The 19,002-nt window shown below is 42.6% G+C and carries 17 protein-coding genes and 1 pseudogene; 11 read left to right on the forward strand and 7 right to left on the reverse strand.

All coding sequences use genetic code 11. The features are described 5' to 3' along the window. Positions 1 to 90 precede the first annotated feature (90 nt). Positions 91 to 303: pseudogene (locus tag N8M66_RS09500) on the reverse strand (hypothetical protein). A gap of 1,001 nt (positions 304 to 1,304) precedes the next feature. Here N8M66_RS09500 and N8M66_RS04240 point away from each other — a divergent pair. After that, positions 1,305 to 1,538 carry a DNA-dependent RNA polymerase subunit epsilon gene (locus N8M66_RS04240; RefSeq protein WP_000639571.1) on the forward strand — a complete coding sequence of 78 codons (234 nt, stop codon included), beginning with the start codon at positions 1,305 to 1,307 and terminating at the stop codon, positions 1,536 to 1,538. A gap of 1 nt (position 1,539) precedes the next feature. Next, the gene (gene rnjA / locus N8M66_RS04245) at positions 1,540 to 3,219 is read left to right on the forward strand and encodes a ribonuclease J1 (protein ID WP_004263010.1); all 1,680 of its coding nucleotides are present in this window, start codon (positions 1,540 to 1,542) and stop codon (positions 3,217 to 3,219) included. 189 nt (positions 3,220 to 3,408) lie between these two features. On the opposite strand, the gene mnmG is transcribed toward rnjA, so the two are convergent. From mnmG to mnmA, 3 genes are all read right to left on the reverse strand, one after another. Beyond that, on the reverse strand, positions 3,409 to 5,322 hold the full coding sequence (mnmG, locus tag N8M66_RS04250) for a tRNA uridine-5-carboxymethylaminomethyl(34) synthesis enzyme MnmG (protein WP_261045801.1): 1,914 nt from the start codon (positions 5,320 to 5,322) through the stop codon (positions 3,409 to 3,411). A 9-nt stretch (positions 5,323 to 5,331) separates the two neighbouring features. After that, positions 5,332 to 5,787 carry an NUDIX hydrolase gene (locus N8M66_RS04255; protein ID WP_261045802.1) on the reverse strand — a complete coding sequence of 152 codons (456 nt, stop codon included), beginning with the start codon at positions 5,785 to 5,787 and terminating at the stop codon, positions 5,332 to 5,334. A gap of 140 nt (positions 5,788 to 5,927) precedes the next feature. Next, positions 5,928 to 7,049, reverse strand: coding sequence for a tRNA 2-thiouridine(34) synthase MnmA (gene mnmA, locus N8M66_RS04260; RefSeq protein WP_261045804.1), 1,122 nt, complete (start codon positions 7,047 to 7,049; stop codon positions 5,928 to 5,930). Positions 7,050 to 7,349: 300 nt separating this feature from the next. Here mnmA and N8M66_RS04265 point away from each other — a divergent pair, with 300 nt between their 5' ends. Beyond that, positions 7,350 to 8,225 carry a hypothetical protein gene (locus N8M66_RS04265; RefSeq protein ID WP_261045806.1) on the forward strand — a complete coding sequence of 292 codons (876 nt, stop codon included), beginning with the start codon at positions 7,350 to 7,352 and terminating at the stop codon, positions 8,223 to 8,225. Between the two features lie 87 nt (positions 8,226 to 8,312). On the opposite strand, the gene N8M66_RS04270 is transcribed toward N8M66_RS04265, so the two are convergent. Then, positions 8,313 to 8,963, reverse strand: a complete 651-nt coding sequence (locus N8M66_RS04270) for a M23 family metallopeptidase (protein WP_261045808.1) — start codon at positions 8,961 to 8,963, stop codon at positions 8,313 to 8,315. Positions 8,964 to 9,202: 239 nt separating this feature from the next. Here N8M66_RS04270 and sdaAB point away from each other — a divergent pair, with 239 nt between their 5' ends. From sdaAB to N8M66_RS04285, 3 genes are read left to right on the forward strand one after another with little or no spacing between them, the layout of a single operon-like run. Beyond that, entirely contained in the window at positions 9,203 to 9,874 is a 672-nt protein-coding gene (gene sdaAB, locus N8M66_RS04275) for an L-serine ammonia-lyase, iron-sulfur-dependent subunit beta (RefSeq protein ID WP_033684460.1), read from the forward strand. Between the two features lie 8 nt (positions 9,875 to 9,882). Continuing rightward, positions 9,883 to 10,755, forward strand: coding sequence for an L-serine ammonia-lyase, iron-sulfur-dependent, subunit alpha (gene sdaAA / locus N8M66_RS04280; protein ID WP_261045810.1), 873 nt, complete (start codon positions 9,883 to 9,885; stop codon positions 10,753 to 10,755). 21 nt (positions 10,756 to 10,776) lie between these two features. Further along, entirely contained in the window at positions 10,777 to 11,409 is a 633-nt protein-coding gene (locus N8M66_RS04285; protein WP_261045812.1) for an HAD hydrolase-like protein, read from the forward strand. Between the two features lie 266 nt (positions 11,410 to 11,675). Here the strand turns inward: N8M66_RS04285 and N8M66_RS04290 are convergent, their stop codons facing one another. After that, positions 11,676 to 13,526, reverse strand: coding sequence for a polysaccharide biosynthesis protein (locus N8M66_RS04290; RefSeq protein WP_115904548.1), 1,851 nt, complete (start codon positions 13,524 to 13,526; stop codon positions 11,676 to 11,678). Positions 13,527 to 13,764: 238 nt separating this feature from the next. After that, positions 13,765 to 14,595, reverse strand: coding sequence for a glycosyltransferase (locus N8M66_RS04295; protein WP_261045817.1), 831 nt, complete (start codon positions 14,593 to 14,595; stop codon positions 13,765 to 13,767). A 154-nt stretch (positions 14,596 to 14,749) separates the two neighbouring features. Between N8M66_RS04295 and N8M66_RS04300 the strand changes: the two genes are divergently transcribed. The 5 genes from N8M66_RS04300 (at position 14,750) to N8M66_RS04320 (ending at position 18,987) form a co-directional block, all read left to right on the forward strand. Next, positions 14,750 to 15,916, forward strand: a complete 1,167-nt coding sequence (locus N8M66_RS04300) for a CynX/NimT family MFS transporter (protein ID WP_261045819.1) — start codon at positions 14,750 to 14,752, stop codon at positions 15,914 to 15,916. Positions 15,917 to 16,054: 138 nt separating this feature from the next. After that, positions 16,055 to 16,381 carry a PadR family transcriptional regulator gene (locus N8M66_RS04305; RefSeq protein ID WP_261045821.1) on the forward strand — a complete coding sequence of 109 codons (327 nt, stop codon included), beginning with the start codon at positions 16,055 to 16,057 and terminating at the stop codon, positions 16,379 to 16,381. Next, the gene (locus N8M66_RS04310) at positions 16,368 to 16,961 is read left to right on the forward strand and encodes a DUF1700 domain-containing protein (protein ID WP_261045823.1); all 594 of its coding nucleotides are present in this window, start codon (positions 16,368 to 16,370) and stop codon (positions 16,959 to 16,961) included. The genes N8M66_RS04305 and N8M66_RS04310 overlap by 14 nt, the downstream gene beginning before the upstream one ends. After that, positions 16,954 to 17,865, forward strand: a complete 912-nt coding sequence (locus tag N8M66_RS04315) for a DUF4097 domain-containing protein (protein ID WP_261045825.1) — start codon at positions 16,954 to 16,956, stop codon at positions 17,863 to 17,865. The genes N8M66_RS04310 and N8M66_RS04315 overlap by 8 nt, the downstream gene beginning before the upstream one ends. Before the next feature lie 57 nt (positions 17,866 to 17,922). Continuing rightward, positions 17,923 to 18,987: a DUF6574 domain-containing protein gene (locus tag N8M66_RS04320; protein WP_261045826.1), complete on the forward strand. Its 1,065-nt coding sequence runs from the start codon at positions 17,923 to 17,925 to the stop codon at positions 18,985 to 18,987. Positions 18,988 to 19,002: the final 15 nt, after the last annotated feature.

Below are 19,002 nucleotides of genomic sequence, written 5' to 3' on the forward strand. Positions count from 1 at the left end.
CTTTTTGTCTGCTTACTATTATACTACAAAAGCTGGCACATGGGAATTTTCTTTGCCCCCAAACAAAAAGCCCCAGCATGAGCAGGGCATCTAAGCATTTAATCCAAAGTAAAATACAAACCAAACGACATAGGTTACAAGGAGGATAAAAATTGAATAGAGCGTCACAAAAGCAAGCTTCCAAAGGAATTTTTTTTGCGGTGTCCCAGATATACAAACAGAGCATTCCCCCTTAGACACAGGCTACAAAGACTATAAACACCAAGAGGCCAACCCTATCGCAAATTCAAACAAACTAAACATTCTTAATCCTACTTTTGGTATTCCTATTTTTATATAAACTGTTGACTATGTTGGTCTATCAATGTTAAAATGTAATTCAACACTGGTAGGAAAATCAGGTTGAGTCGTTGACTCTTCGGGTTGCGGTGCTATCCCTGAAACTTTGGTTTCTAAAGAACTGGAATTGCGATTGAACAATTCGCCCCCAGTGTTCGACAGCTCTTGACTTCGGTCAGGAGCTTTTTGATGCTTTTAAAGTTGATTCCCTCAGTAAGTTATAGTAAAATATAAATATTGAGAGGATAACGTAGAGCGACTGGTAACAGAGCGTTCAAAGGTACCAACTTCTGGTACGGGTGTGGGACTGCCTTCAGCTTTGAGCTGTAAAGACCCCTGACTACCATTGGTCCTCTCTTTTTGCTTACTCTTAAATTAAGTGCTTGTCTTTGCCTTTTAGTAAGCACTCCACTCCATCTTGCTATTTCTACATCGTTATACTTATAGATTGACTTCTTAGCCTCATAGATGATAGAATTAAGTAAAGGCTGAGATCGAGTTTGATTTGGTGACAAGTCATTCAAAGGTTGCGATGCATTCGCTTCAGGTAGAGGTGCTGCCACCTGGACTGCTCCAGGAAAATCCCCGAGTTTTGTCTCAGCTTTTTTATTTGCTCTCGAGATTTCTCAAGAGCTTTTTCTTTTTTCAAAGATATCATTCTGTCCCAACCATCTACACCAACGATTAATGAAACTAGAACTATATTCTCCCTTAAATCTACTATCTCTTTAGATTTCCCCTTTAATTATAACACCTAAGCGCTCTCCGACCAAATCCTATCTATCTTTTGCTCCCTCTTCCCCTCACGACTTTCTCGTTTCCGTCTTTTACTAATTTTTCATTTTGTGGTATAATTGAAATAATTGTAACGAATCAAGGTCAATCTAGACACAAAATGGAATGAAATCAAGCAAATCTCTGCTAAAAGTTTGGAATAAGCTGACCTGTAAATAGAAAGGAACTATATGATTTACAAAGTTTTTTATCAAGAAACAAAAGAACGTAGCCCACGTCGTGAAACAACACGCGCACTTTACCTAGACATCGATGCCAACTCAGAACTTGAGGGCCGTATCGCTGCTCGCCAACTTGTCGAAGAAAATCGCCCAGAGTACAATATCGAGTATATCGAACTCTTGTCTGACAAATTGCTAGATTACGAAAAAGAAACTGGCGCCTTCGAAATTACGGAGTTCTAATATGGCCTACACTCTTAAACCTGAAGAAGTTGGCGTTTTTGCCATCGGTGGTCTGGGAGAAATCGGGAAAAACACTTACGGGATTGAATACCAAGATGAGATTATCATCGTCGATGCTGGGATTAAATTCCCAGAAGATGACTTGCTTGGTATCGACTATGTCATTCCTGACTACTCTTACATCGTGGACAATATCGACCGCGTCAAGGCTGTTCTGATTACACACGGACACGAGGACCACATTGGTGGGATTCCATTCCTGCTCAAACAAGCAAATGTCCCTATCTATGCTGGACCGCTTGCCTTGGCTTTAATCCGTGGAAAACTCGAAGAACATGGCCTCTTGCGCAACGCCAAACTTTACGAAATCAATCACAATACTGAGTTGACCTTTAAAAATCTCAAGGCAACTTTCTTTAGAACGACTCACTCCATTCCAGAGCCTTTGGGGATTGTTATTCATACTCCTCAAGGGAAAATCGTTTGTACGGGTGACTTTAAGTTCGACTTCACGCCAGTTGGAGAACCTGCGGACTTGCACCGTATGGCTGCCCTTGGTGAAGAAGGCGTGCTCTGTCTCCTGTCTGACTCAACAAATGCAGAAGTGCCAACCTTTACCAACTCTGAAAAAGTCGTTGGCCAGTCCATCATGAAGATTATCCAAGGCATCGAAGGACGTATCATCTTTGCATCTTTTGCCTCAAATATCTTCCGTCTCCAACAAGCAACAGAAGCTGCTGTTAAGACTGGACGTAAGATTGCGGTCTTTGGTCGTTCTATGGAAAAGGCCATTGTCAACGGAATCGAGCTTGGTTACATCAAAGCTCCAAAAGGAACCTTTATCGAGCCAAATGAAATCAAAGACTACCCTGCAGGAGAAATTCTGATCCTCTGTACAGGTAGTCAAGGCGAGCCTATGGCAGCCCTCTCTCGTATCGCCAACGGAACCCACCGTCAGGTACAACTCCAACCAGGCGATACGGTTATCTTCTCTTCAAGTCCAATCCCTGGAAATACGACTAGCGTCAACAAGCTGATTAACATCATTTCAGAAGCTGGTGTCGAAGTTATCCACGGTAAGGTTAACAATATTCATACATCTGGACACGGTGGCCAGCAAGAGCAAAAACTCATGCTCCGCTTGATTAAGCCAAAATACTTCATGCCTGTCCACGGTGAATACCGCATGCAAAAAGTCCACGCTGGACTGGCGGTAGATACTGGTGTTGAGAAGGACAATATCTTTATCATGAGCAATGGTGATGTGCTTGCCCTTACTGCTGATTCAGCTCGTATCGCAGGTCATTTCAACGCCCAAGATATCTATGTAGATGGAAATCGTATCGGTGAAATCGGTGCTGCTGTCCTCAAAGATCGTCGCGATCTATCTGAAGACGGTGTCGTTCTGGCAGTCGCAACTGTTGACTTCAAATCTCAGATGATTCTGTCTGGTCCAGACATCCTCAGCCGAGGCTTTGTCTACATGAGAGAGTCTGGCGACTTGATTCGCCAAAGCCAACGCATCCTCTTCAATGCAATTCGTATCGCACTGAAAAACAAGGACGCTAGCGTGCAATCTGTCAATGGTGCCATTGTCAACGCTATTCGCCCCTTCCTCTATGAAAATACAGAACGTGAACCGATTATCATCCCAATGATCCTCACACCAGATGAAGAATAATACTCTTCGAAAATCTCTTCAAACCACGTCAGCTTCGCCTTGCCGTATATATATGTTACTGACTTCGTCAGTTCTATCTACAACCTCAAAGCAGTGCTTTGAGCAACCTACGGCTAACTTCCTAGTTTGCTCTTTGATTTTCATTGAGTACAAGTCAACAAAACAGCCCCGTTTTCGGAGCTGTTTTTTCTATGCTTTCTTTTCTTGATTTTTAGAAATACTACGATTTTTACCTTCTAAATAGACCATCAAAATAGAAATGTCTGCTGGATTTACTCCCGAAATACGGCTGGCTTGGCCGATGGTTTCTGGATTGATAAGTTTAAACTTCTGACGGGCTTCGGTCGCGATAGAATCAATGTCATCCCAATCAATATTGGCTGGAATGCGTTTTTCTTCCATGCGTTTCATCTTGGCTACCTGATCCATAGCTTTTGAAATATAGCCTTCGTACTTGATTTCTGTTTCAATCAATTCAATAATCTTGTCATCCAAGTCCTCAGCAGCTGGTCCGATGAAGGCCACCACATCTTGATAAGACACTTCTGGACGACGAAGGAATTCCTTGGCTGTCACCGCATCGGTCAACGGCTTGAAGCCCATCTCCTCAACCTTGGCATTGGTTTCCTTGACTGGCTTGAGTTTGATGCTATCTAGTCGCTTCATCTCATTGTCAAATTGATTTTTCTTGATTTCAAAACGAGCCCAGCGTTCATCATCCACAAGACCAATCTCACGTCCCATCTCAGTCAAACGCATATCAGCATTGTCATGACGGAGGATGAGACGGTATTCAGCACGACTGGTCAATAGACGGTAGGGTTCAATGGTTCCCTTGGTCACCAAGTCATCAATCATGACCCCAATGTAACCGTCACTACGCTTCAAAATCAACTCAGGCTTGCCTTGGACTTTCAGAGCCGCATTGATCCCAGCGATAATCCCTTGACCTGCAGCCTCTTCGTAACCTGATGTTCCATTGGTCTGACCAGCTGTGAAAAGTCCTGAGATTTTCTTGGTTTCCAAAGTCGCACGCAACTGGTGTGGCAAGACCATGTCGTACTCAATGGCATAACCAGTTCGCATCATCTCAGCATTTTCCAAACCTTTGATAGAATGAACCAAGTCACGTTGGACATCTTCAGGCAGACTGGTTGAAAGACCTTGGACATAGACTTCCTCTGTATTGCGACCTTCTGGCTCAAGGAAGAGTTGGTGGCGCTCCTTGTCCGCAAAGCGCACAATCTTGTCCTCAATTGACGGACAATAGCGAGGACCTACTCCCTTGACCACACCTGTAAACATAGGCGCACGGTGGAGGTTATTTTGAATAATCTCATGACTGGTACCGTTGGTGTAGGTCAACCAGCATGGCACCTGATCCTTGACATAGTCCTCATCACGTGAAGTGTATGAGAAGTGATTAGGCGCTTCATCTCCTGGCTGAATCTCTGTCACATCGTAATTGATAGAAGAAGCCTTAACACGTGGAGGGGTTCCTGTCTTGAAACGACCGATTTCGAGCCCAAGTTCCTTGAGATTATCAGCTAGATTAATCGAAGCTAGGCTGTGGTTTGGACCTGACGAATACTTGAGATCTCCAATGATGATTTCCCCACGGAGGGCTGTCCCTGTAGTCACGATAACAGCCTTAGCAGCATATTCTTGATGGGTTGCTGTACGGACACCGACGACCTTGCCATCTTCAACCAAAATCTCATCAATCATGGTTTGACGAAGGGTCAAATTTTCTTGATTTTCAACTGTCTTGCGCATCTCCTTAGAGTAAAGCTCCTTGTCAGCCTGCGCACGAAGGGCACGAACGGCAGGACCCTTACCTGTGTTGAGCATCTTCATCTGGATGTAAGTCTTGTCAATGGTTTTAGCCATTTCACCACCGAGGGCATCGACTTCACGCACGACAATTCCCTTGGCAGAACCACCGATAGAGGGGTTACAAGGCATAAAAGCCAGCATTTCAATGTTAATAGTCGCAAGCAAGACCTTGCAGCCCATACGGCTAGCAGCTAGGGATGCTTCTACCCCAGCGTGTCCCGCACCAATTACAATAATATCGTATTCTTCAGTAAAATTATATGTCATGTTTTTCTCCTATTCCTCAAGATGAATGTGTCTTAGTTGGCCGTCCCAATCTGGTAGGGCTGTTTTTAGAAAGGCTGGAACTAACTGGAAATCCTCAAGTTTATCCAAGTCAATCCACTCACAAGGTTGCGTCTTCTCATCTTCCTGCATGGTCAATGGAGCATCCTTAAGCAAATCCACCAGATAATGAAACTCGATATTGTGATAATAGACTCCGTCTTGTTCAAAACAATTTTCAACCACAAAAGCTAGCTGCCCAACTTGAGCTTTGACACCCAGTTCTTCCCTCACTTCACGGACTACCGCGTCTTCCGTTCTTTCATTGACTTGAATCGCACCGCCGATAGTGTAATACTTGCCCTTGTCTTTGGTAACTAGAAGCTTGCCATTTTGGAGAATCAAGGCTGTCGCCCGAACACCAAAAACTGTATTTCCTACTTTTGTCCGAAAATCTTGCTGAGTCATTCTTATCCTTTCCCTTAAACGACACAAAAACAGTCAAAACTCCAAAGAAGTGCAGGACAAAAAAGCCTGCAACATCCATGAGCTTTGACCATCATTTCTATTGCTTTTATTATTGTAGCAAATTGAGAAAATTTGTCAATCTAAATGTACTGACAAACTTGTCCATCGCGGTAGGCATTGTCAATCAAACCACCACCGAGACACTCTTCCCCGTCGTAAAAGACAACTGCCTGACCTGGTGTGATGGCGCGTTGCGGTTCTGCAAAGATAACCTCTGCCTTGTCTCCTTTGACATGGACGGTCACCTTAGAATCAGGTTGACGGTAGCGGAATTTAGCCGTACATTCTAGCGTAAACGCCTCTGGCATCTCACGAGTAAAGTGAACTTGACTGGCCTCTAGACTGGTTGACATGAGCGAATCATGGTAGAAACCTTGGCCAACATAAAGAATATTCTTACTCAGATCTTTTCCGACAACGAACCAAGGGGCATTGTCACCACCGTGTTGTCCACCGATACCAAGCCCGCCACGCTGACCAATCGTATAATACATAAGGCCTGCATGCTCGCCCATATCGCGACCATCCACAGTCATCATACGGCCAGGCTGAGCTGGCAGGTAGTTGCTGAGGAAATTTTTAAAGTTCTTTTCTCCGATAAAGCAAATCCCTGTCGAGTCTTTCTTCTTAGCAGTTGCAAGGCCTGCTTCTTCTGCTAGTCTGCGAACTTCAGGCTTTTCCAAATGTCCCAAGGGGAACATGGTTTTTTGGAGTTGTTCTTGCGACAGTTGGCTGAGGAAATAGGTTTGGTCCTTGCCATTGTCCACGCCACGAAGCATGTGAACGATGCCATCCTCATCACGCGCCACTCGGGCATAATGCCCAGTCGCTACATAGTCTGCCCCCAAGGTCATGGCATAGTCCAAAAAGGCCTTGAACTTGATTTCCTTGTTACACATAACATCTGGATTTGGCGTGCGCCCTGCACGGTATTCCGCTAGGAAATATTCAAAAACGCGGTCCCAGTACTCTTTTTCAAAATTGACAGAGTAGTAGGGAATGCCGATCTGATCTGCCACCGCAGCCACATCCTTGTAATCTTCGGTCGCCGTACAGACGCCGTTTTCATCTGTGTCATCCCAGTTCTTCATGAAGATGCCGATCACATCGTAGCCCTGCTCCTTGAGCAAAAGAGCCGTCACCGACGAATCAACACCACCACTCATCCCCACGACAACACGTGTTTTAGAGTTATCACTCATGGTAAGTCTCCCATCTATTCGTTTATTCACGATTGAAGGTCGTGTGTGCTTCACGATTGAAGGTCGCTTGAGCAGTATTCATTATAACATGCTTGGTTGAAGAAGACAAGAAAGAGGCTGATAATCTGATATTCTATTTGATAGAAACAGAAAAATAATTAAAAAAGGGCAATGAACAGGTAAATCTCGATTCTACTTATAAACTTATTTATAAAATAAGCTAAAAATGATATACTGTAATGAGGAGGAAGTCGTACATGATCCCTTTAAGATACTACCATCCATGTACGTAGTACGATTGTGAAAAACTACAAAGATATTCTAACATCAAAAAATACTATTTTTACTATCATTATTGTTGTAGGTCTTGGACTTTTAATAGGTTTAGTCATTCATCAAGAACATATCCAAGCAGAGAGAGGGAACATCGCTCTCAGCAAACAACATAAGAATGGACAAGATGTCGAACAAGTAAAAAATGCTATTAAAAACTTCAATATTGATTCTGAAACGATTATAGAGGATTGGAAAAAAATTCAAGAATTAAAGCCGACCACTGACGAAGGCAAAAAGACATTAGCAGATTTTCTTACTTCTACGGCCGATAAAATCACTAATCATTATACTGAAAAAGCTTTAAAATTAGATATAAAGGAATCCGATAGCCAATTCGGAGATAAACAAACACTTGAAACAGCCATCACTTCCTTACAAAAAATACTAGAAATTATTAAAAGTGTCAACTCCACAAGCGAACAAGCCACTATTGATGAAAAAATAAAACCCATTCAAGAACTGATTTCAAAATTCCAAAAGCAAGTTGAAGTCTTGACCAAAAAGGAAGAAGAACAAAAGTCTAATAAAAAAGAAACAGAAACGACTAGTAACGTTGAGGGAAGAGAAAGCTTTTCTTCAGAAGTAGGTAGCTACACTCCAAGCTATACTGAGTCAAATGGGTACAGATATAATTCACAAGCACCTGCAAGCGAGCAATACTCATCTGATAGTGCTAGAAGTGGGGGAAATACTGCTGTCAATACACGAGATCAAGCTACTGATACTACAGGAACCCAAGGAGATACGAATACCAATAGTAATAATGCTGAAGTTCGCGATACCAACAGTAATAATCGCACTAATTCAGCTGGAGAAACTCCAGAATCCCGTCAGCCGTAAGCAATCTGTCATTACTACTATTTAAAAATTGTCTTTTGTCAAATAAAAGCACACAAAAAGAGCCATCAAAGGCTCTTTTTCTATTTCTTAATACCAGCCGTTGTTAAGCCAGAAGTTTTTAGCAGCAGTCCATGAACCGTAACGTCCTGCAACATAGGCATCTGCCACACGTTCTTGGTTAGCAGCTGAGTAGTCACCATTCAAGTATGAATCTGTCAATTGGTAACGTCCGATATATTGGCCGTTTGTAGCTGTGTAGCTACCACCTGATTCTTTTTGAGCAATCCATTCTTTAGCTTCTGCTTCAGATCCGCTTACAGTTGCAGCTGGTGCTGAAGTTTCTGCTGTAGTAACAGTTTCTTCTGCTGCAGGTGCGCTTGCCACTGGAGCTGCTTCTTCTGCTACTTCTGTAGTTTCTGCTGCTGGAGCTGAAACAGTTTCATCTTGAGCAGCTGGTGCTGCATAAGTAGTTGGCGCTGGTGTTGCAGCAGGCGCTACAGGGCCATCGATAACCAACTCTTGACCAACATAAATCATATGGATGTTGTCAATGTGGTTGTTTTCTGCCAATTTCTCAACAGTTGTGTTGTGAGTTTCAGCGATTTCTGAAAGTGTATCACCTTCTTTAACAGTGTAAGTTGATGATTCTTGAGCGGATACAAATGATGGAGCAAATACTGCAAACAAGGCAGCTACTCCTGCAAGAGTTGTTTTAATCTTTTTAGTTGTTGATTTCATATTTGAAAATTCTCCTTCTTTCTATAGTTCTATCATACCCTTTAAATATTACCGTTTCTTGACACTTTTATGTAGAAATATTACAAAATTATTTTTTATTTCCCTAAATAAGCCATTTTTGTCATAAAAGTCGCTATTTTATGCTGTTTGTGGCATTAAAAAGGTTTTCATCCACAATTAAAGCCAAGCCCCTCATTCTTTGATATAATAGAGATAAGAATTTTTATAAGGGGAAACTGATGAAATCACTTCGTTTTCAATCTGTCTTTGATATCATCGGACCAGTTATGATTGGCCCATCTAGTAGCCATACCGCTGGTGCTGTTCGTATTGGGAAGATTGTCTCTTCCATTTTTGATGATACTCCGACAGAAGTCGAATTCCAACTATTTAACTCATTTGCCAAGACCTATCGTGGTCACGGAACAGACCTAGCCCTTGTTGCTGGTATTTTGGGCATGGATACAGATGATCCTGAAATTCCAAATAGTCTGGAAATTGCCCACAAGCGTGGCATCAAGATTGTCTGGACTATTCAAAAAGACAGCAATGCTCCTCACCCAAACACCACTAAAATTACCGTCAAAAATGCTCACAAGACCATCAGCGTGACTGGTATTTCTATCGGTGGAGGAAATATTCAGGTAACCGAACTCAATGGTTTTGCCGTCTCTCTCAATATGAATACACCGACTATCATCATCGTTCATCAAGATATTCCAGGTATGATCGCCCTCGTAACAGAAGCCCTTTCACGCTATGGTATCAATATCGCCCAGATGAATGTTACTCGTGAAAAAGCTGGTGAAAAAGCCATTATGATTATCGAAGTCGACAGTCGCAACTGTGATGAGGCCATCGAGGAAATTCGAGAAATCCCTCATCTCCACAATGTCAATTTCTTTAAATAGGAGGAAGCATGTTTTATTCTATCAAAGAATTGGTTGAGCAGGCAGAACTGGACTTTCAAGGAAATGTCGCAGAACTCATGATTACAACGGAGTTTGAATTGACAGGTCGTGAACGTAAAGAGGTTCTCCTTCTCATGGAACGCAATCTGGAAGTCATGAAAGCCTCTGTCCAACTTGGCCTCAATGAAAATAAATCTCGTAGTGGCCTGACAGGTGGAGATGCTGCCAAGCTGGACCACTACATCAAAAACGGAAAAACTCTGTCGGATTACACGATTCTCTCTGCTGCCCGAAATGCCATCGCAGTCAATGAACACAATGCCAAAATGGGCTTGGTCTGTGCCACTCCGACTGCTGGAAGTGCTGGCTGTCTGCCCTCAGTTCTAACTGCTGCTATTGGAAAATTAGACCTCAGCCACGAGCAACAGCTGGATTTCCTCTTTGCTGCCGGTGCCTTTGGACTAGTCATCGCAAACAATGCCTCTATTTCAGGTGCTGAGGGTGGCTGTCAGGCCGAGGTTGGTTCGGCCTCTGCTATGAGTGCTGCAGCCTTGACTATAGCTGCAGGTGGAACACCCTACCAAGCCAGTCAAGCTATTGCCTTTGTCATTAAAAATATGCTAGGCCTCATCTGTGACCCTGTTGCCGGCTTGGTTGAAGTTCCCTGTGTTAAACGTAATGCCATGGGAGCTAGCTTTGCCTTCATCGCAGCAGACATGGCCCTGGCAGGTATCGAATCTAAAATTCCTGTGGATGAAGTTATCGATGCCATGTACCAAGTAGGAGCAAGCATGCCAACTGCCTTTCGTGAAACAGCGGAAGGTGGACTCGCTGCCACCCCTACTGGTCGTCGCCTCCAAAAAGAAATTTTCGGAGAATAAGTTTATCAAATAGGAGAAACTATGACCTCTATCACAGCTATCTTTTTTGATCTGGATGGAACCCTCGTCGACAGTTCTATCGGGATTCACAATGCCTTTACCCATACCTTTAAGGAGCTGGGGGTGCCTAGCCCTGATGCCAAAACGATTCGTGGTTTTATGGGACCGCCCCTTGAAAGTAGTTTTGCGACCTGCCTGCCCAAAGAACAAATTTCTGAAGCCGTGCAGATATACCGTTCTTACTACAAGGCAAAAGGTATCCATGAAGCTCAGCTTTTCCCTCAGATTGTAGAATTGCTTCAAGAACTATCCAAGAATTACCCTCTCTATATCACCACGACAAAAAACACTCCAATCGCTCAGGATATGACTAAAAACTTGGGAATCCATCATTTCTTTGATGGCATTTATGGTTCCAGCCCTAAAGCACCTCATAAGGCCGATGTCATTCGCCAAGCCTTGCAGGCACATCAACTAGCACCTGAACAAGCCATTATCATCGGTGATACCAAGTTTGATATGCTAGGAGCTCAAGAAACAGGCATTCAGAAATTGGCCGTCACTTGGGGATTTGGAGAGCAAACAGACTTGCTAAACTATCAGCCTGATTATATCACCCACAAACCCTTAGAAGTTTTGGCGTATTTCCAATAACATAACGGAGACTGGGCAACAACTCCATTTCATAAGAAAATGAAGTAATACTCAATGAAAATTAAAGAGCAAACTAGGAAACTAGCCGCAGGTTGCTCAAGGTATTGCTTTGAGGTTGTAGATGGAACTGACGTAGTCAGGAACATATTTCTACGGCAAGGCGACGTTGACGTGGTTTGAAGAGATTTTTGAAGAGTATAAGTCTCTACATAACAAAATGCATATTACCAAGGTTCTTCAGACCTGATAATATGCATTTTTCTTTTTTATTCAACGTGGGTTGTTTGATTAGCAAAGGCGATAATAGCTTGCTTCAACTCATCTCCACTGAGAGTGCGGAACTCTTCAATCTTTTGATCGATGGCTTCTAGAGGCATGACATTAACCTTACCAACGAAAATCTTATCCATAACTTGGTTATCAACAAGTTCAGTTGATACCAAGAGTTCTTCGTAGAGTTTTTCACCTGGACGGATTCCAACTTCAACAATTGGAATTTCGCTTTCGGTGTGTCCACTTAGAAGGACCATTTTCTTGGCCAAGTCATAAATCTTGACTGGTTTGCCCATATCAAGGATAAAGACTTCTCCATCCTTGGCATAAGCACCAGCATGGATAACCAAACGGCTAGCTTCTGGAATGGTCATGAAGTAACGGGTCATGCGGAAGTCTGTTACCGTTACAGGCCCACCTTCAGCAATCTGACGTTCAAAGACTGGAATCACACTACCACGGCTACCAAGAACATTCCCAAAACGAACTGCACAGTAGGTCGATTGGCTACGTTGGTTAAAGCCAGTGACAATCAACTCAGCTACGCGCTTGGTCGCTCCCATAACATTAGGGGGATTGACCGCCTTATCTGTCGAAATCATAACCATTTTAGGTACTTTGGCTTCATCAACAGCCCTAGCAACATTGTAGGTTCCACGGATATTGTTTTTGAAGGCTTCTTTTGGATTGCGTTCCATCATAGGAACGTGCTTGTGGGCCGCCGCATGATAAACAATAGCTGGTTTATACTGCTCAAAGACTTGCAAGAGACGGTCATAGTCTTGAATATCTGCGATAACTGGAACATAATCAATCCCTTGGAACTTACGAATTAATTCATGATACACAAGGTAGATTGAGTTTTCCCCGTGACCGAGCAAGACAATACGTTCAGGATTGAAGCGGCTAACTTGGCGACAGATTTCAGAACCGATTGAACCACCAGCCCCTGTAACCAAGATTGTTTTTCCAGTAAGTTCTGCTCCCAGACGCGATTCGTCAAGACGAATTTCCTGACGGCCCAAAAGGTCTGTGATATCAATCTTCTGGAAGCCTCCACCTGCTTGGTGAAGCCCCTGAACAACTGTTTCAACCTTAGGCATCTTGTAACATTTGACACCCAGCTTATTACACATTTGCAGGATACGTTCATACTCTGACGGATCAAGCGACGGAATTGCAACAATAACACGCTCGATTTGATGGCGTTTAGCTAATTCAGGCAGATTATCATAAGAGCCCAAAACAGGGATACCACCGAGTTTTTGTCCCTTTTTCTTAGCATCCTTATCCAAAATACCAACAAGTTCCAAATCACTGGTTGGGTGTTGGTAGCTGTTCATAAAGAGGGCTCCACCATCGCCAGCACCAATCAAGAAAGTCCGACGGTGTTCTCCATCACCACTTCCTTTTTTGCGTTTAGAGTAGATTAACTGCCAAGTAATCCGTGGCAATAAAATCAAGAAGGTACTCAACAAGATAAAGAGCACGATAAAACGGATTGAAAAGAGTGGCAAGAAAGCATAGCAGATACTATATGACAAGACGCTGCTAGCAGTCACACCAAAAAAGATTTTCATAAAATCCGTAATTTTGCTGTAACGACTAATACTAGCGTTCAACCCCCAAAATCCAATCATCAATTGATAGAACAGGAAGGCCAAACTCGTATAGATAATGTAGTCAACAGGTGCTGGATTAATCAATCCATAGAATAAAATATAAGATACAATGATGGAAACCACCATACTGAAAATATCAAATATTCCCCAGAAGACTTGTTTTTGTTGTTTATTTAAAATTTCCACCAGATCAATGACATAATCTGTGAGTTTTTTATTCATAGAAATTTACTCCTCCTTAAAAGAGTTGGATGGTTATACTCAATGAAAATCAAAGAGCAAACTAGGAAACTAGCCGCAGGCTGCTCAAAAGACTGTTTTGAGGTTGTGGATAAGACTGACAAAGTCAGGAACATATATCCACGGCAAGACGACGTTGACACGGTTTGAAGAGATTTTCGAAGAGTATTATATTGTTATTATAGCACTTTTTCTCTAGTTTACGATTTGCTACAATCTTTTAATTGCTTTTTCGTAACAGTTTCATAAAAATAAACTGTCTGACAAATCCTGGACAAAGGGCAACAACCATCTGAATCGCAACACTCTTAGCATATTCCATGTAAGAAATTTGCCCCCTCTTCAGCATTCGTTGACGAGCCTGACGATAGAGTTTGAGGTAACGCAGTCCCCCACGACGCTCAAACATCCCTGCTCCTACACGAACCTTACACAAGATTTGATCCAGATTTCCAGTCTTAGCTCCTGCAGCAATCATATTGAGCCAGAGGAGGTCATCCTCCATATAAAGGCCATCCTCATAGTTGCCTGCCTTGAGAACCATGTCCTTCTTGAACATGACAGTCATGTGGTTAAAGGCACTTCTCATCCTTTGATAAGCTACAATATCTGCATGTTTGGTTGGAACACGACGGTAAGAAACAATCTCATCAGGATTGTCAATAAACTCTGCAATATGGCCACCTAATAGGTCGAGGTTCTCCTTCTCCATTAGCTGAACCTGTTTCTCAAAACGGTCTGGAACAGCTATATCATCCGTATCCATACGAGCGATGATGTCGTACTGACACTGCAAAACACCCTGTCGAAGAGCCAGACCCAAACCTTGATTCTGCTCAAGAGGACAGCGTTTCACTGGAATTTCAGACTCAGCCTCCACTTGGTTTAACACCTGATAGAGCTCAGGTGTCAAAGGCCCATCCTCAACCAGAACCAACTCACTCGGTTTCAGGGTCTGATTTTGAACACTCTCAATAGCATCCTTTAAAAATGTCGGATTTTCCTTGATATAGACCGACATCAATACGCTGATTTTTTGCTTTTCAGACACAGTTTTTCTCCAATGTATAGATTTCCTTCCACTATTTTATCATAATTTTCAAGACTTTCCCATTTTTATCTTGAAAGCCCGAAACCTTACTTGACATTATAGTGAAAAAGCCTTAAAATAAGCTGTTATTAAAATCAGCTAGAAGAGGTATTATATGAAAAAGCAATCACTCTTTTTTGTTCCAGGTATTATCCTAATTGGTGTTTCCTTGCGGACTCCTTTTACTGTTTTACCCATTATTTTGGGGGATATTTCGCAAGGTCTGGGAGTAGAAGTTAGTTCACTTGGTGTTTTGACCAGCCTTCCCCTCCTCATGTTTACCCTCTTCTCGCTATTTTCTACCCGACTGGCTCAGAAAATCGGCTTGGAGCATCTCTTCACCTATAGCCTTTTCTTCTTGACTATCGGTTCTCTGATTCGACTAATCAATCTACCCCTCCTCTATCTAGGAACCTTGATGGTTGGGGCAAGTATCGCAGTCATCAACGTTCTGCTTCCTAGTCTTATCCAAGCCAATCAACCAAAGAAAATTGGTTTTCTGACCACCTTATATGTAACTTCTATGGGGATTGCGACTGCTCTGGCTTCCTATCTAGCCGTGCCCATTACACAAGCCAGCTCTTGGAAAGGACTGATCATCCTCCTCACCCTGCTCTGCCTAGCAACTTTTTTGGTCTGGCTGCCAAATCACCGCTATAATCACAGACTGGCTCCACAAACCAAACAAAAAAACAAAACAAAGGTCATGCATAATAAACAGGTCTGGGCAGTGATTATCTTTGCCGGTTTTCAATCCTTGCTCTTTTACACTGCTATGACCTGGCTACCTACCATGGCCATCCATGCAGGCCTATCCAGTCACGAAGCTGGCTTGCTGACATCTATCTTCTCTCTGATTAGCATTCCTTTTTCAATGACCATCCCAAGCCTGACAACTAGCTTGTCAACTCGCAACCGTCAGCTCATGCTCACTCTGGTTTCACTAGCTGGTGTTGTCGGCATTTCCATGCTCTTTTTCCCTGTTAGTAATTTCTTTTACTGGCTTGCCATCCATCTCCTCATTGGAACCGCAACCAGCGCCCTCTTCCCCTATCTCATGGTCAACTTTTCACTCAAGACAAGCGCTCCTGAAAAGACAGCCCAATTGTCTGGTCTATCTCAAACAGGAGGCTATATCCTAGCAGCCTTTGGGCCGACTCTCTTCGGTTACAGTTTTGACCTCTTCCACTCTTGGGTGCCAGCTGTAGCTGCCCTCTTGCTCGTCGATATCCTGATGACTGTGGCCCTCTTTACAGTGGACAGAGCTGATAAAATCCTCTAAACTTCTAGTTTTTTCTAGAAGTTTTTTATATATAAAAATTTTACACATTTTTCTTGACAGGGCTTTCTTTTAGATGTACAATGTATGTGTAGAAAAATTATATATAAAAATCTTACACATTAGAAAAGGAGGTTTCCCATGTACTTTCCAACATCCTCTGCCTTGATTGAATTTCTCATCTTGGCTGTACTGGAGCAGGATGATTCTTATGGTTATGAGATTAGCCAGACCATTAAGCTTATCGCTAATATCAAAGAATCTACACTCTATCCTATTCTAAAAAAATTGGAGGGAAATAGCTTTCTGACAACCTATTCTAGAGAGTTCCAAGGTCGCATGCGCAAATACTACTCCTTAACAGACCGTGGTTTAGAGCAGCTCGTGACCCTAAAAGATGAATGGACACTCTATACAGACACCATCAATGGCATCATAGAAGGGAGTATCCGCCATGACAAGAACTGAATACCTGACTCAGCTAGAACTCTATCTCAAGAAACTACCTGAAGCAGACCGTATTGAAGCCATGGACTATTTCAGGGAACTCTTTGACGATACTGGAGTCGAAGGAGAAGAAGAACTCATCGCTAGCTTGGGAACTCCTAAGGAAGCAGCCCACGAAGTTCTCTCCAATCTCCTCGATAAAAAAATCAATGAAGCACCCGCTCAAAAAAATAACCGACAAATTTTGCATATCGCCTTATTAGCTTTGCTTGCAGCACCCATCGGTATTCCTTTGGGAATCGCCATCCTCGTGTCCCTGTTCGGAATCCTTGTGGCTGCTTTGACTGTCATTCTGGCTTTCTTTGCAGTTTCCATACTTGGTATCATCGGCGGATTCCTATTTTTAGTTGAAAGTTTCACTGTCCTAGCCCAAGCTAAATCAGCCTTTATCTTGATTTTTGGTGCTGGTTTACTGGCTATCGGTGCTTCTTCACTAGTCTTACTAGGTATTTCCTATGTAGCCCACTTCTTCGGCCTACTCATTGTTCGCCTGGTGCAATTTGTTCTTAAAAAAAGAAAGAGAGGTGACCAGCATGCGTAAATGGACAAAAGGATTTCTCATTTTTGGTGTGGTGACTACTATTATCGGATTTATCCTGCTCTTTGTAGGTATCCAATCTGACGGGATCAAGAGCCTACTTGCCATGTCCAAGGAACCTGTCTACGATAGTCGGATGGAAGAGTTGACCTTTGGCAAGGAAGTCGAAAACCTAGAAATCACTCTCCACCAACACGCGCTGACCATCACAGACTCTTTGGATGATCAAATCCACATTTCTTACCATCCATCACTCTCTGCTCACCATGATCTTGTTACGAATCAAAACGATAAAACTCTGAGCCTCTCTGATAAGAAACTGTCTGAAGGTCCGTTTCCTTCTTCTGGTATTGGCGGAATTCTCCATATCGCAAGTAGCTACTCTAGTCGTTTTGAAGAAGTTATCCTCCAATTGCCAAAAGGAAGAACTCTAAAAGGAATCAACATCTCAGCCAATCGTGGACAAACTACCATCATCAATGCTAGCCTTGAAAATGCGACCCTCAATACAAACGGCTATCTCCTCCGAATTGAAGGAAGCCGTATCAAAAACAGCAAATTCACGACACCCAATATCATTAATATCTTTGATACAGAGCTGACAGATAGTCAGCTTGAGTCAACAGAAAATCACTTCTACGTTGACAATATTAAAGTATATGGTAAGGTAGAACTAACTTCTAAAAATGAACTCAGTATCACGCTAACTCAAAAAGAAAGCCAAGAAATCAACTTAGACATCTCAAGTCACTATGGTCCTATTTATCAGTTATCGAAAGACGAGAGTCAACGCCACCCCAACGAATTAAGTAACCCTTACAAAACTGAAAAAACTGATACAAAAGGTCAACTCATAGCTAAGGCTGATGATTATATTAGTCTTGAAATTACATCCAACAGACCTTAACAAACCTATTTATATCGACCACTATAACGCATAGCCCACTAAAAAGGAGGTTCTACCATGAAACAAGAATGGTTTGAAAGTAATGATTTTGTAAAAACAACAAGCAAGAACAAGCCTGATGAACAAGCCCAAGATGTTGCAGACAAGGCCGAAGAAACGATAGCCGATCCCGATACACCAATTGAAAAAAATACTCAAGTAGAGGAGGACGTCTCTCAAGCTGAAGTCGAACTTGAAAGCCAGCAAGAAGAGAAAATTGAAACGCCTGAAAACGGTGAAGCGAGAACAGAAATAGAAGAAAAGAAGGCATTAGATTCTACTGAAGAAGAGCAAGATCTTTCTGGGGAAACAGAAAAAGTCACTATAGCTGAAGAGAGTCAAGAAGCACTCCCTCAGCAAAAAACTACTACGAAAGAGCCCCTTCTTCTCAGCAAATCCTTAGAAAGTCCTTATATCCCAGAAATCGACCCCCACAAAACTGCTCGATTAAAGGAAGAAATCTCACTATTTTGGTCTTGGCTATTAGAAGCTCTCAAATCTCCAACAAGCAATCTTGAAACAAGTAGTAAGCATAGCTACACGGCCTTTATCTTGCTTATTCTATTTTCTTCATCTTCATTTTTCTTTAGTATCTACCACATCAAACAAGCCTACTATGGACATATAGCAACTATAAACAGTCACTTCCCTGAGCAACTGGCTCCTTTGGGGCTCTTCTCAATCATTTCTATCTTGGTCGCAACCACTCTCTTTCTCTTTTCATTCCTCTTGGGTAGTTTCGTCGTGAGACGATTTATCTACCAAGAAAAGGACTGGACGCTAGAAAAGGTTCTCCAACAATATAGTCAACTCTTAGCAATTCCAATCTTCCTCACTGCTATTGCTAGTTTCTTTGCCTTCTTTGACAGCCTGCGATTTACTGCTCTCTTGTGTGTGATTAGCATTGGAATCATTCTGCTTGCCAGTCTCCATATCATTACAAGACCAAGTCAATCAAGTGAAACCGACTCCTTCTATCAATTATTCTTGTCTGTCCTTGTGAATGGAGTCATTATCCTCCTCTTCTTTGTAGCTGAAGTCGCACTGATTGGAGATTACCTCCGTATCTTGGCCTTTCTTTAAACTTTAATCCTGTCT

It is taken from the genome of Streptococcus mitis, from assembly GCF_946188585.1.
Classification (GTDB): Bacteria; Bacillota; Bacilli; order Lactobacillales; family Streptococcaceae; genus Streptococcus; species Streptococcus mitis_DG.